Origin of the sequence: Flavobacterium sp., from assembly GCF_046317795.1 — a bacterium.
Classification (GTDB): domain Bacteria; phylum Bacteroidota; class Bacteroidia; order Flavobacteriales; family Flavobacteriaceae; genus Flavobacterium.
This window is the reverse complement of sequence record NZ_JBKCVI010000156.1, coordinates 1-14,790: the sequence shown is the minus strand read 5'-3', so window position 1 is coordinate 14,790 and position 14,790 is coordinate 1. Positions and strand designations below refer to the sequence as shown.

General features: G+C 33.8%; 14 protein-coding genes and 1 pseudogene. 11 read left to right on the top strand and 4 right to left on the bottom strand.

Annotated features, from left to right (window positions below; all coding sequences use genetic code 11):
- Window positions 1-56: 56 nt before the first annotated feature.
- From purE to ACK5ON_RS09435, 4 genes are all read right to left on the bottom strand, one after another.
- Entirely contained in the window at window positions 57-542 is a 486-nt protein-coding gene (gene purE, locus ACK5ON_RS09450; RefSeq protein WP_409821935.1) for a 5-(carboxyamino)imidazole ribonucleotide mutase, read from the bottom strand.
- Window positions 543-606: 64 nt separating this feature from the next.
- Window positions 607-1,764: a 5-(carboxyamino)imidazole ribonucleotide synthase gene (locus ACK5ON_RS09445; RefSeq protein ID WP_409821933.1), complete on the bottom strand. Its 1,158-nt coding sequence runs from the start codon at window positions 1,762-1,764 to the stop codon at window positions 607-609.
- Window positions 1,765-1,773: 9 nt separating this feature from the next.
- Window positions 1,774-2,193, bottom strand: a complete 420-nt coding sequence (locus ACK5ON_RS09440) for a type II toxin-antitoxin system VapC family toxin (RefSeq protein ID WP_396173893.1) — start codon at window positions 2,191-2,193, stop codon at window positions 1,774-1,776.
- Window positions 2,190-2,450: a DUF6364 family protein gene (locus ACK5ON_RS09435; protein ID WP_396173895.1), complete on the bottom strand. Its 261-nt coding sequence runs from the start codon at window positions 2,448-2,450 to the stop codon at window positions 2,190-2,192. Before ACK5ON_RS09435 ends, ACK5ON_RS09440 begins: the two co-directional genes overlap by 4 nt.
- Before the next feature lie 310 nt (window positions 2,451-2,760).
- Between ACK5ON_RS09435 and hpt the strand changes: the two genes are divergently transcribed.
- The 11 genes and pseudogenes from hpt to ACK5ON_RS09380 form a co-directional block, all read left to right on the top strand.
- Window positions 2,761-3,291, top strand: a complete 531-nt coding sequence (gene hpt / locus ACK5ON_RS09430; RefSeq protein ID WP_396173897.1) for a hypoxanthine phosphoribosyltransferase — start codon at window positions 2,761-2,763, stop codon at window positions 3,289-3,291.
- A 117-nt stretch (window positions 3,292-3,408) separates the two neighbouring features.
- Window positions 3,409-3,981 carry an adenylate kinase gene (locus ACK5ON_RS09425; protein ID WP_409821930.1) on the top strand — a complete coding sequence of 191 codons (573 nt, stop codon included), beginning with the start codon at window positions 3,409-3,411 and terminating at the stop codon, window positions 3,979-3,981.
- 164 nt (window positions 3,982-4,145) lie between these two features.
- Window positions 4,146-5,369: a hemolysin family protein gene (locus ACK5ON_RS09420; RefSeq protein WP_396173901.1), complete on the top strand. Its 1,224-nt coding sequence runs from the start codon at window positions 4,146-4,148 to the stop codon at window positions 5,367-5,369.
- 99 nt (window positions 5,370-5,468) lie between these two features.
- Complete coding sequence (gene obgE / locus ACK5ON_RS09415; RefSeq protein ID WP_409821928.1) at window positions 5,469-6,470, top strand: GTPase ObgE; 1,002 nt, start codon at window positions 5,469-5,471, stop codon at window positions 6,468-6,470.
- Window positions 6,471-6,575: 105 nt separating this feature from the next.
- Complete coding sequence (locus ACK5ON_RS09410; RefSeq protein WP_396173905.1) at window positions 6,576-7,889, top strand: zinc-dependent metalloprotease; 1,314 nt, start codon at window positions 6,576-6,578, stop codon at window positions 7,887-7,889.
- Window positions 7,890-8,034: 145 nt separating this feature from the next.
- Window positions 8,035-9,288, top strand: coding sequence for a zinc-dependent metalloprotease (locus tag ACK5ON_RS09405; RefSeq protein WP_409821926.1), 1,254 nt, complete (start codon window positions 8,035-8,037; stop codon window positions 9,286-9,288).
- Window positions 9,289-9,549: 261 nt separating this feature from the next.
- The gene (locus ACK5ON_RS09400) at window positions 9,550-11,700 is read left to right on the top strand and encodes a S46 family peptidase (protein ID WP_409821924.1); all 2,151 of its coding nucleotides are present in this window, start codon (window positions 9,550-9,552) and stop codon (window positions 11,698-11,700) included.
- 113 nt (window positions 11,701-11,813) lie between these two features.
- Entirely contained in the window at window positions 11,814-12,506 is a 693-nt protein-coding gene (locus ACK5ON_RS09395) for a tetratricopeptide repeat protein (protein ID WP_396173910.1), read from the top strand.
- A 70-nt stretch (window positions 12,507-12,576) separates the two neighbouring features.
- Entirely contained in the window at window positions 12,577-12,885 is a 309-nt protein-coding gene (locus ACK5ON_RS09390; protein ID WP_396173911.1) for a hypothetical protein, read from the top strand.
- A gap of 116 nt (window positions 12,886-13,001) precedes the next feature.
- Window positions 13,002-14,360: pseudogene (gene murC, locus ACK5ON_RS09385) on the top strand (UDP-N-acetylmuramate--L-alanine ligase).
- Window positions 14,361-14,426: 66 nt separating this feature from the next.
- Window positions 14,427-14,790: RadC family protein (locus ACK5ON_RS09380; RefSeq protein ID WP_409821957.1), on the top strand; the 364-nt coding region annotated here is incomplete at its 3' end.

Sequence of the window (14,790 nt, the reverse complement as noted above, 5' to 3'; positions counted from 1 at the left end):
ACAGAGATTTCTTTATGCATCTCTTTTTTGTCTTTGTGGATCTCGGTGTAAAATTTTTATTTCTTCATTTCATCCGATGATTTATTCACGGCGTCTTTCAGATTTTCTTTATAAACCAGAATTTTATCGAGCACTAATTTATCATGACTTCCGATGATTTGAGCTGCCAGAATTCCAGCATTTTTAGCACCGTTTAATGCTACAGTAGCCACCGGAACACCTCCAGGCATTTGCAAAATGGACAAAACAGAGTCCCAACCATCGATTGAATTACTCGATTTTATTGGAACTCCAATGACTGGTAAAGGCGACATAGAAGCCACCATTCCGGGTAAATGTGCCGCGCCACCAGCACCGGCAATAATTACCGAAATACCACGGGTATGTGCTTTTTTGCTGAACTCAAATAATTTTTCGGGTGTTCGGTGTGCTGAAACAATATCGACTTCAGTTTCAATATCAAAACCTTTTAAGATGTCGATGGCTTCTTGCATTACGGGTAAATCTGATTTTGAACCCATTATTATCGCTACTTTGCTCATAGTGTTTATGGTTTGTAGTTAATAGTTATTTAAATCTTTGGCAGTAATTCCAGCTGAAAACTAATTACTGAACACTGATTACTCTAATCGTTTTCTTCACTTCCTCCGCAATTCTTCTAGCTTCATTCATATCCTCATTTACAATGGTAACATGTCCCATTTTTCGGAATGGTCTTGTTTCTCTTTTTCCATAAATGTGTGGCGTAACGCCATCTATTGCCATTATTTTCTCAATATTCTCATAAACTACATTTCCCGAATATCCTTCTTCACCAACCAAATTTACCATAATTCCAGCAACTTTACTAGCCGTATTTCCCAAAGGCAAATTTAGAATGGCACGCAAATGATTTTCAAATTGCGAGGTGTAACTCGCTTCAATACTATAATGTCCTGAATTATGTGGTCTTGGTGCTACTTCATTAACTACTATTTCATCATCATGCGTTTGGAACATTTCTACGGCAAGCAATCCAACATGATTAAAAGCTTCGGAAACTTTTAAGCCGACTTCTATTGCTTTTTGAGCTACTTTTTCGTCAATACGTGCAGGGCAAATTACGTATTCCACCTGATTGGCTTCGGGATGAAATTCCATTTCTACCACCGGATAGGTTTTTACTTCACCAGAAACAGAACGAGCAACGATAACTGCCAATTCATTTTTGAATGGCACCACTTCCTCAGCGATGCATTCTACATTCGGTAAATTTTCTAAATCGGTTGCAGTACGAACAATTTTCACCCCATTTCCATCGTAGCCAAATTGGGCACATTTCCAAACAAACGGCATATCGACTGCGCTCGATGTGACAGACGATTTAAGATTTTCCAAATCCTGAAATCTTTCAAATTTAGAAGTTGGGATATTATTTTTAACATAAAAATCCTTTTGAGTTCCTTTGTTTTGAATTAATCGTAAGGTTTTTGGTGATGGATAAACGTTAAGTCCTTCGGCTTCCAATTGATCTAATGCCTCGAGATTTACATTTTCAATTTCAATGGTAAGTGCATCTACTTTTTTACCAAATTCATAAACGGTATCGTAATTCATTAAATTACCAATAAAAAATTTAGTGGCACCAAATCGTGATGGTGCTTCTGCACTTGGATCAAGTATATAAGTTTGTATATCGAATTTTCGGGTTTCGGCTAACAGCATTTTACCCAATTGCCCGCCACCGAGAATACCTAGTTTAAAATCGGATGAGAAATAATTCATCGGTTTATTTTAGTTGTTTAGTGTATTTAAAAAATCATCAGGAGTCATTACATTTATTTCGGCATGTTTGTAATGTTTTAAATCTCTAGTCACAATACAATACATGTCTTTGATTGATTGAGCAGAAACAATTTGAATGGCATCTTCAAAATCTTTATGATTTGATTTTAAACTTTTTTTAATAATGTTAATGTCAACAGAAATAATTGAAACAACATGAATAATTTCCTCTAACGATTGTCTAATGTTCTCTTCACTGGTGAATTTTTTTAATAAATAATGTAAAGTAGAAATTGTATAAGAAGAAGTGAAAAAATTCACTTTTTCACCTAATCCAAGTTTATATATTTCCGAGGATGATTTGTAAAAAGGTTGTCGATTGGCTAAAATATCCATTAAAACATTGGTGTCAAGAAAGATATTTTTCATACACCATATTTTTCTTTGTGATACTCTTCTTTAGCTTTTTCTATATCAAAATCATCAGGTAAAGTAACAACACCAGTAATTTTTTTTAATCGTTCCTCAATATCATTACTTTCGTTATTATTTTTTTCTGACTTTGAAATTAAATTTCTAAAATAATTTTCCACCATTTCGGATAAACTTCTACCAGTTCCTTTAGCATAGATTTTTGCTTTTTCTATGACTTCTTTTTCTAATGACAAAGTGAGTTTCGTATTCATATACGTAATGTTTATACAAATGTACGTAAAAAAAATTCTCGCCAAAAAACAGAATTGAAACTTTATAATTTTATTGAGTATTTCCTAAAGATAAATTGTTAATTTCAAATTATAAAATAAGTTTATTTTAAAAAATTCATTGTTGGATAAATTAGTTTAAAATTAAAAAAAATCGGCATTTTATATAACAGAAAAAAAAATAGACAATCATAGATAAATAAAATGCCTTATTTTATATTTTTTTTACTTCCACCATCCAACTTCTAACTTCCAACTTCTTATCTTTGCACCTTATTTTAAATTCCACATTATGTTACACCTTCACGATAAATCTTTTGAACCATTTATTTCCTCAGATGAAATTGATTTTGCGATTAAAAATATGGCCAAACAAATGGATGATGATTTTTTTGATGATGTTCCAGTTTTTATTGGTATTTTGAATGGAGCATTTATGGTCTTAGCCGATTTAATGAAACAATATCGAGGTATGTGTGAAGTGAGTTTTGTAAAATTGGCTTCCTATGAAGGAACTTCGACCACCAACGATGTAAAACAATTAATTGGTTTAAATCAGGATTTGGAAGGCAGAACCGTTGTGATAGTCGAAGATATTATTGATACAGGAAATACAATTGAAGAATTAAAAGCTATTTTTAAAGAAAAAAAGGTAAAGCATCTAAAAATTGCCACCCTTTTCTTCAAACCAGAAGCATATAAAAAAGAAATCAAAATAGATTACATTGGTATTAGAATTCCAAATAAGTTCATCGTGGGTTATGGTTTAGACTACGATGGATTAGGAAGAAATCTACCAGACGTTTATCAATTGGTACAATAATAATTAACGATTGAAGATTAACGATTTTTGAACTAAGAACTTTGTGCAAAATGGCTAAGCATATTAGAATAAAAATCATAAATCATAAATCAGCAATCAAAAATCAAATAAATTTTTATGATTAATATCGTTCTTTTCGGAAAACCAGGTGCAGGAAAAGGCACACAAGCTGAATTTTTAAAAGAAAAATACAATTTAACGCACTTATCAACGGGCGATATTTTTAGGTACAATATCAAAAATGATACAGAACTTGGAAAACTTGCCAAAACCTTTATGGACAAGGGCGATTTGGTACCCGATGAAGTGACCATTCAAATGCTACAAAGCGAAGTAGATAAAAATCCACAGTCTGCTGGTTTTTTGTTTGATGGTTTCCCAAGAACATTGGCTCAAGCTGATGCTTTAGATCAATTTTTAACATCAAAAGGACAAAGCATTACGGCAACCATAGCGTTGGAGGCCAATGATGAAATTTTAGTGCAACGTTTATTAGAGAGAGGAAAAACTTCGGGCAGACCAGATGATCAAGACGAAGAAAAAATCCGAAACAGATACCAAGAATACAACGAAAAAACCGCACCTTTGATGAATTATTACAATACTCAAAACAAGTTTTATTCTGTTGATGGAATTGGCTCTATCGAAGAAATTACCCAACGATTAAGCCAAGTAATTGATAACTTATAAAAGTTTATAGTTTATGGTTTATGGTTGTTAGTTTTCAACAATAAACCATTAACAATACCCGAGGCGAAGCCGAATTGTATGGAGCGCAGCGGAATAAAACCATAAACCAACAAATGGAAATACTCATTATATTTTTTTTAATACTGCTAAACGGGGTTTTCTCAATGTCGGAAATTGCATTGATTTCGGCTCGTAAAAATCGCCTAGAAACCGCAGCCAAAAAAGGGAATAACAATGCAAAAGTAGCACTTGACTTAGCCAATTCACCCAATAAATTTCTATCCACCGTTCAAATTGGAATTACTTTAATCGGTATTTTAACAGGTATTTATTCTGGCGATAAAATAACTGCTGATGTCAAGTTTTTCATTGAAGGATTTGCTGCTTTGAAACCTTTTGCACACTCAATTTCAGTTGGAATAGTGGTAGTAATTTTGACTTTTTTTTCATTGGTATTAGGGGAATTATTACCAAAAAGGATTGGACTAAATTATCCTGAAGCAATTGCAAAGGCAGTTGCCGTTCCCATGAAAATGGTTTCTATAATTACCATGCCTTTCATTTGGTTGTTGACTGTTTCTACAGATTTTATTCTGAAAATGCTCAAAATAAAACCCACTGCCGACGGTAAAGTGACAGAGGAAGAGATTAAAGCTATCATAAAGGAAGGAACGGAAGGTGGCGAAGTGCAAGAAATTGAGCAAGATATTGTAGAGCGCGTTTTTCATATTGGTGACAGAAAAGTTAATTCACTGATGACACACCGACAGTCTATTGTTTATCTTTCTTTAGAAGACACAATAGAAGAATTGAAAGGCAAAGTTCTGGAAGAATTACATTCTGTTTATCCTGTATGTAACGAAAATATGGATGATGTAGTTGGTGTTGTTTTATTGAAAGATTTATTTTTAGCTTTTGAAAAAGGACCATTCGATTTAAAATCGATTACGAAAGACCCAGTGTACTTTATTGAACATACATCGGTTTATAAAGCGTTAGAGAATTTTAAAAAATCAAAAGTGCATTATGCTTTGGTTACTGATGAATATGGCGTTTTTCAGGGAATTATTACCCTTAATGACATCTTAGAAGCTCTTGTTGGCGATGCCTCTGATTTTGATGAAGACGAATACCAATTGATAGCAAGAGAAGATGGTACATGGCTTGTTGATGGTTTGTATTCGCTGCATGATTTCTTGACGTATTTTGATATGGATGAGTTGACTAATGATTATGAAGTGACTACCGTAAGCGGATTAATTATGACAGAACTTGGAAACATTCCTAAAACTGGTGAAAAACTGATTTGGAATAAATTTGTAATTGAAGTTATTGACATGGATGGCGTGAAGATTGATAAAGTGATTGTAAAAACTTTAAAAGATTAAAAATTGGTTTAAAAGTTTAATGTAGTTTAATTTTGTTTAAAATTAGTTGAAAAACAAAACATGAAACCCATAAACCCTTAAACAATTAAACTAAAGAAAATGACAGAAGGCAATTTCGTAGATTACGTAAAAATATATGTTTCTTCCGGAAAAGGAGGAAAAGGGTCCTCGCACCTACACCGAGAAAAATTTATTGAAAAAGGGGGGCCTGATGGTGGTGATGGTGGTCGTGGCGGACATATTATTTTAAAAGGAAACAAAGGTCTTTGGACATTATTTCATTTAAAGTTTGCACGACATATAAAAGCTGGTCATGGTGGCGATGGCGGAAGTTCTAGAAGTACAGGTCACGATGGTGAAGACAAAACAATTGAAGTGCCACTAGGAACCGTAGTGCGTGATAAAGAAACAGATGAAATTCTTTTTGACATTACAGAACATGGCGAAGAAAAAATTTTAATCAAAGGAGGGAAAGGCGGATTAGGAAACTGGAATTTTAGAAGTTCTACCAACCAAACGCCTCGCTATGCACAACCTGGAATGCCATCTGAAGAAATGGATGTTACCTTAGAATTAAAAGTGTTAGCCGATGTTGGTTTAGTTGGATTTCCTAATGCGGGAAAATCTACTTTACTTTCGGTTTTAACTTCTGCCAAACCAAAAATAGCTGATTATCCATTTACTACCTTGAAACCCAATTTAGGTATTGTTGCTTACAGAGAATTCAAGTCGTTTATTATGGCTGATATTCCCGGAATTATTGAAGGTGCCGCCGAAGGAAAAGGTTTAGGACATTACTTCTTGCGACACATTGAGCGAAACTCAACTTTATTATTCTTAATTCCAGCCGATTCTGATGATATCAAAAAAGAATATGAAATTCTGCTAGATGAATTGCGTCGTTATAACCCTGAAATGTTAGACAAAGACAAACTAATTGTAGTTTCTAAATGCGATATGCTCGATGACGAACTCAAAGCGGAACTAAAATCACAACTAGACGTATCCTTAAAAGGTACGCCTTATTTATTCATTTCCTCAGTGGCTAACCAAGGTTTAACCGAGCTCAAAGATAAACTTTGGGGAATGCTTAACGTTTAATAATACCTATTATTAATCAGTTCAATACATTTTATTAAAATTGTATATTTTGTTGAAAAAAAATGTATTTTTGAAAAATATTAAATCACACTAAAAAAATTAAGAATGAAAACAAAATTACTTTTAGTTCTTTTTATGCTTGGCTCTCAAGTATTTTTTGCACAACAAAGAACATGCGGAGTTGATGAAGCAATGCAAACTATAATGAATGACCCCATTCAAAGAGCTGCTTATCTGGAAGGGAAAGCCCGTTTTGAAGAGGAATATCAGCGACTATTGACAAATTTAAATAGAAATGGCAATGCAGTTAACTCAACAAATGCAATTACAAGAGTGCCAATAGCAGTTCATTATACTACAAGTTCAACTAGCCTTGCTACAGCAACTTCAGGTACTAACTTAACCTTAAGAAATTGTTTAATTGCTTTAGCTCAAACCCAAATAAATATTTTAAATGCTGATTACAATGCAACAAATACAGATTTAACATTATGGACTAATCCAACAACAGGCGCAAGCCAGTATTTTCCGGGTGTTAATGTAGGCGATATGGATATTCAATTTGAATTAGCTACACAAAATCATCCTCCTGGCTCTGGATTAGTTGAAGGACAACCTGCCGTAACTTTTGGTTATAATTTTGGTTCAGGTCAAAATCTAGATGCTAACTGGGCAGGATATTTTAATATTATTATTAGAAGTTTAAGTGGTGGAATTTTAGGTTTTTCTCCATTAGGGCCACAGTTATCAGGTTATGGTGTCACCATTGATAACAATTATTTTTCATCTGGAACTGGATGTTCTGGAACTGGTTCCGGAAATATAACACCTACAGCACCTTTTAATAAAGGAAGAACTTTGACACATGAAATGGGTCATTATTTTAGATTAGATCATACATTCATTTCTTGCGATGGTTCTAATTGTGCAACTTCAGGTGACCGTGTTTGTGATACTCCTCAAACTGATACAGAAACCTATGAATGTCCGGCTGCTGACGCTACTTTTAGCACCTGTACAGGTGAGCAAGTGATGACTATGAATTATATGGACTATACCAACGACGCATGTATGTATATGTTTTCAGCAGGTCAAGCAACTAGAATGACAGCATGGCTCAATACTGTAAGGAGTCAAATAAAACAAAACGCTTTGAGTAATAATAGTTTTGTAAAAAACAACTTTTCTATTTACCCTAACCCTAATAAAGGAGAATTTACTATTCAATTTAAGGAATTGTCCGCTGATTATAGCGTTGAGGTTTTTGATGTAACGGGAAGAGTAGTTTTTGAAAATTTTTATAATCAAAACGCTGAACTTTCTCAAAAAATTAGTATTCAAAATCCAACCTCAGGTGTTTATTTTGTTAATATCAAAAGCGGAAATAGTATAGTTACCAATAAGATTATTATTGAATAATTATTTTTTTAAGTCGTGTACTAAACCTTTCAGTTCTGCTGAAAGGTTTTTTTATTTAGACTGGTTTTCTTTTTTAAATAATTTTTTTAGTTAATTAGGCCTTGATTTATTAAAAAAACTACTTTTGAAAAAAAATGAAACAACTATGAAATCAAAATTTATTTTATTAACGGTGTTGATTGCATCTCAATTGACTTTTTCACAACAACGAACTTGTGGGATGCAACAAAAAATGGATAGGATAATGGCTAGTCCAGTTTTAAAACAAAAATATTTGGAACAGCAAGCAAAATTTGAAACAGAATATCAAAGATTAATTACTGAGCAAGAAGCTTTTTCAAAAAATGCAACCACAGTAAATAATATAAATGCTACAATTCTAATTCCTGTGGCAGTTCATTTTCCTGATGCTGAGCCATCTTCTTGCCTGCAAAATCTTGCTCAAACCCAAATTAATATTTTAAATGCAGATTACAACGCTACTAATTCTGATATTTCACAATGGACAGCCGCTAGTAGTTTTTTTCCTGGAGTAAATACTGGAAATTTAAATATTCAATTTGTATTAGCTACCCAAAATCATCCTGCAAATTCTGGATTGAGTAACGGTGAATTAGCAGTTACTTTTGGAACAAATTTTCTCAATGGTGATGATTTTGATCCAACTTGGAGTGGCTATATGAATTTAGTGTGTAGAGATGCTGGTTCTGGAATTTTAGGATATTCTCCTCTTGGTGGCGTTCCTGGAGATGGAGAAACGGTTGTAATTGCATTAAGTGCATTTGGAAGTGGTTCAGGTTGTTCAGGATATGTGCCAGGTGCACCATATAATTTAGGGCGAACACTCACGCATGAAATAGGACATTTTTTCAATTTAAATCATACTTTTGCAGGTTGCAGTAATACAAATTGTGCTACACAAGGAGATAGAATTTGTGATACGCCTCCATCAAATACAGCAACAGGTGGTTGTCCTACTCCAGGATCAACCGTAAAATGCGGAGTAAATACACTAACCATGAATTATATGGATTATACAAATGATGCTTGTATGTATATGTTTACTGCTGGTCAAGCTACAAGAATGTTGGCTTATTACAACACTATTGCAAGTCAGTTTTTAACTAATACATTAAGTAATAATGAATATTTAGCTGCTAATTTTGCAATTGCTCCAAATCCAAACAATGGGAGTTTTACAATTCAATTTAAAGATTTAACTAATACTACTTCAATAGAAGTATTCGATATTACCGGTAGAGTGGTTTATGAAAATAATTTTAATGTAGCATCTGAAAATTATCAAACAGTTAATTTACAAAATCCAACAAGCGGTGTTTATTTTATTAATGTTAAAAGTGGTAGTAGTATTGTTACCAAAAAAATTATTATAGAATAGCTAATTTTAATACCTTTTTGTTCTGCTGAAAGGTTTTTTTATTAATAATTTTTGCTTTTTTAAATTATTTTTCAAAAACGGTAGATTTTTATTTCTAAAAATAAAGTTAAAATTTACTATAACGATATAGTTTTTGTAATAATATCTTAAATGAATAATCAAAAAAAAGTATATTCGCACCTCATAAATAGTTTTGGATTGTAACAAATTCATATATTTTAAGACTATTTCTGTTTATTAAATAACTTATATAACAACAAAATGAAAAAAATTATTCTATCCCTAATCGCAGGAGTTATGCTAATGCCAATGAGCATGAAAGCCGACGAAGGAATGTGGTTCTTAATGTTCATTGAAAGATTAAACCACCGCGACATGCAAAAAATGGGCTTGCAATTAACAGCCGAAGAAATTTACAGCATCAACAATCACAGTTTGAAAGATGCTATTGTGCAATTCAATGGCGGATGTACGGCTGAAATTATTTCAAAAGAGGGTTTGGTCTTAACGAATCACCACTGCGGGTATGATGCCATTGCCGAACTTTCGACGGCACAGAAAAACTTATTGAAAGATGGTTTTTGGGCTGAAAATAGAAAGGCAGAAATTAAACCTTCTAGTTTGTTCGTTCGTTTCTTTGTTAGAATGGATGACTGCACAAAACGTATTTTAGCTAAAGTTAATGCTTCAATGACCGAAGCAGATAGAGAAAAAGCAATCAATGCTGAAATCGCAGCTATCGAAAAAGAAAACAATCAAGGCGGAAAGTATACGGTTTCTGTGCGTTCTTTTTTTCAAGGAAATGAATTTTACTATTTTGTTTACCAAGATTATAAAGACGTCCGTTTAGTAGGAACTCCTCCTGAAAGTTTAGGAAAATTTGGTGGCGATACAGATAACTGGGAATGGCCACGTCATACTGCCGATTTTTCTATGTTTAGAGTTTATGCTGATAAAGACGGAAATCCAGCCGATTATTCAGAAAATAACGTTCCGTTAAATCCAAAGCATTATTTACCTGTGAATTTAGGTGGCGTAAAAGAGAATGACTTCGCTATGATTTTAGGTTATCCGGGAAGAACCAACCGTTGGATGCCAGCAGCTGGAATTGAGCAAAATGTAAAATTTGCTTATCCTGCTTGGGTTGAAGGTGCTAAAACCGGAATGGACAATATGAAAAAATACATGGATCAAAGCGATGCTTTGAATTTAGTATATGCTTCTAAATATGCTTCTACAGCCAACTATTGGAAAAACCGTCAAGGGATGATTGATGCGTTAACTAAGTTTGGAACTTCTAAAACCAAAGCTGCTCAAGAAGCTAAATTTAACACTTGGGCAAACAAACCGGCCAACAAAGCGAAGTACGGAAATGTTGTGGCAACTATTAATAAGTATTATGGAATGACTAACGAAAAGTCAAGACATGATAATTATTTGCAACAGTTATTCAGAACCAGTGGTTTTGGCACTATAGGACGTACTTTAGGGCGTCAATTAGAAAATTACGTTAAAGCCGATGCTACTAAACGTGCCCAAATGGCACCTGGAATTGAAGAAATGGCAACCGAGATGTTTAAAGAACTTCACTTACCAGCAGAAAAAGACATTTTAGCTGCCCAATTGAAATTATATGCTACTAATGCTACAGGATATGCTATTGCTCCAATGGTTAAAAAAATCGGGGACGAAAATAACAATGATTTTACAAAATATGTAAATGCTGCTTTTGATTTAAGTGTGTTCACTTCTCTTGACAGAATTAAAGCGTTTTTAGCCATTCCAAGTCAAGCCATTTTAGATAACGATCCTTTATACACCTTATCCAATGACATGATTACTCACTTTAATTCAAAGTCAGATGAAATAGCGAAAGCCCAAAACGATTACAGTGCTTCGTTCCGTTTGTTGGTTGAAGGATTAAGAGAATCTAAAATTGGAACGATTAAATATCCAGATGCCAATTCAACCTTGCGTTTAACCTATGGTAAGGTACGATCTTTACCAGCGGACAAGCGTAATGACGCAAAAATAAATAACTATACGACACTTGACGGACAAGTAAAAAAATATAAAAAAGGAGATCAAGAATTTGATTTACCTGTTAAGGTTTTGGATATGAATAAGAACAAAGATTACGGAAGATTTGCCGATAAAGACGGTTCGCTTCATGTAAATTTCTTAACCGATAATGACATAACAGGAGGAAATTCTGGTTCACCAGTATTGAATGGAAAAGGAGAATTAATAGGTTTAGCATTTGATGGCAACATCGAAGCTATGGCGGGAGATGTTATTTTTGACAACAAATTACAAAGAACTATCAACGTTGATATACGATACGTTCTTTGGGTAATCGAAAATTTCTCCGGTGCCAAACACATAGTTGATGAAATGACTTTGGTGAAATAATATTTCTTCTTAATATTAAAAAAAAAGTCCTGTTAGGAGAAATTCTATCGGGACTTTTTTTATATTTTATTTGCCATAATACCTATATTTGCTCTACTAAAACAGAAAAGTTAATGAAATGGTTTTTCAAGTTATTACTTTTATTTCCACTGATGCTTATTTCACAAACCAATTTTGAAAAAGGGGAAAAGTTATTTTTACAAGAAAAATATGCTTTAGCTAAACCAATTTTTGAAAGTATACTTATCGAAAACCCCAATCATCTCAAAACATTAGAATACCTTGGTGACATAGAAGGCGATAGCAAATCATGGGATAGGGCTATGATTTATTACGGAAAATTGAAACGATTAAAACCAAAAGAAGCCAATTATTATTATAAATACGGTGGTTGTCTTGGAATGAAAGCCAAAGAAGCAAATAAATTTGTGGCATTGGGAATGATAGGAGAAATAAAAGCTTCATTTGAAAAAGCCATTGTACTCAATCCTAAGCACATTGAAGCACGTTGGGCTTTGATACAGTTATATCTTGAATTGCCCGGAATAGTAGGAGGAAGTGAAAGGAAAGCAATAAAATATGCCAACGAGCTATCACAATTATCACCCGTAGATGGCTATCTTGCCAAAGGTCACATAGCCGAATATTTCGACAGATTTCAGGAAGCTGAAAAAAATTATAAAAAAGCAATTGAAGTTGGTGGTTCTAAAAATACCTACCAAAAATTAGCCAACCTCTACAAATATAAATTAAATCAACCCCAAAAAGCTAAAGAAGTAATGGAAATTTTTTCTCAAAAGGGATAATTTTTTATTATAAAATATTTTACTCAATATTATTATTTTATATATTTGAGTTCACTTTAAAAACTTAATTATGAAAAAAATCATTTTATTAGCAATCGCCTTGTTTGGATTTAAAGCAGGAGCACAATCATTACCTAAAGAAGCTACAAAAGCAGCTACTTCCAAGTCAGTGCCTACAACGGCAACAAAACAAGCAGAGGCAGCAGGTAAAGCAGAAGTCAAATCGGCAAATAAATCAAATAGCACTCTTAAAAAAGTGAACAAAACTGCCAAAGATGTGGAGAAAGGAGCTGATGAAGCATCAAAATATTCCAACAACAAAGTAGTTAATTCTACTAAAAAAGGAGCAAAATCTGTAAAAGACGCTACTGCTCAATAGTTATTTTTTTTTTGCACAATTAACCTTTAGAATTTTCTAAGGGTTTTTTATTATCTGAATGTTTCCTTTTTTGTGTATTTTTGGACTAATTATTACCAATTACGAAACTAAATTAAATGCGTACACATTTCATAGCCATTGGCGGTGCAGCCATGCACAATCTCGCTTTAGCCATGCACAACAAAGGATATCAAGTTACTGGAAGCGATGACGCCATATTTGAACCATCAAAATCAAGATTAGAAAAGAAAGGGTTACTTCCGGTTGAATTGGGCTGGTTTCCCGATAAAATAACTACAGATATTGAAGCCGTAATTTTGGGAATGCATGCAAAAGCTGATAATCCAGAATTAGTAAAAGCAACAGCATTAGGTTTAAAGATATACTCGTATCCTGAGTTTTTGTACGAGCAATCCAAAAATAAAACACGTGTAGTCATTGGTGGTTCACACGGAAAAACCACTATTACTTCTATGATTTTGCACGTCATGCACTATCATAACATCGAAGTCGATTATATGGTTGGAGCACAACTCGAAGGTTTTGATACCATGGTTCACTTGACGGAGGACAATGATTTTATTGTTCTCGAAGGCGATGAATATTTATCATCACCAATTGACAGAAGGCCAAAGTTTCATTTGTATCGACCCAATATTGCTCTACTTTCAGGAATTGCATGGGATCATATTAATGTGTTTCCCACCTTTGAAAACTACGTAGAACAGTTTGAAATATTTGTCAATCAAATCACCAAAGGCGGTATTCTTGTATATAACGAAGAAGACGAAACTGTAAAAAAAGTGGTCGAAGAAACAACAAATACCATCCGAAAAATTGCTTACCAAACACCAAGTTATACGGTAGAAGATGGAACAACTTTGCTTGATACTCCAGAGGGACCAATGCCAATTGAAGTTTTTGGTGCACATAATTTAAATAATTTGGCTGGAGCCAAATGGATTTGCCAAAATATGGGTGTTGACGAAGCGGATTTTTACGAAGCAATTGCCAGTTTTAAAGGCGCATCCAAACGCTTAGAAAAAATTGCAGAAGGAAAAGGGAAAGTCGCCTACAAAGATTTTGCTCATTCCCCAAGCAAAGTTTCGGCAACAACCCAAGCCGTAAAAGCGCAATATCCAAATAGAAAATTAGTAGCTTGTTTGGAGTTACACACGTATAGCAGTTTGAACGCTGAGTTTTTAAAAGAATACGAAGGCGCATTGGATGCAGCTGATGTTGCTGTCGTTTTTTATTAGCCCGATGCCGTGAAAATTAAAAAATTGGAGGAATTGTCATACGACCAAATTGCACAATCTTTCAAACGGGATGATTTGATTATTTATACCAATTCACAAGAATTCAAAGATTTTTTATTTTCCTATGATTTGACTAATTCCGCCTTGCTTTTAATGAGTTCAGGAAATTATGGCGGATTGAATTTTGATGAGGTGATGAATATAATTGAAAACTAATTGTCATTGGAACAAAATTTCTCCATAAAAAACTGGGCAGAAGACGATAAGCCACGTGAAAAGCTAATGCTAAAAGGCAAAGCAGCTTTGAGCGATGCCGAGTTGGTGGCCATTCTCATTGGTTCCGGAAGCAGAAATGAAAGCGCTGTTGATTTAAGCAAAAGAATTCTCGCCAGTGTGGACAACAATTTGAATGCTCTAGGGAAATTATCCTTGAAGCAATTAATGGAGTTCAAAGGAATAGGCGAAGCAAAGGCCATTTCCATTGCTGCAGCATTAGAATTAGGAAGACGTCGCAGGGCAGAAGAGACTTTGGAATTACAAAAAATCACTTCAAGTAAAGCTGTTTTCGAAATCATGCAACCTATTATCGGCGAATTGCCACACGAAGAATTTTGGGTGTTGTATCTCAATAATTCCAATAAAGTGA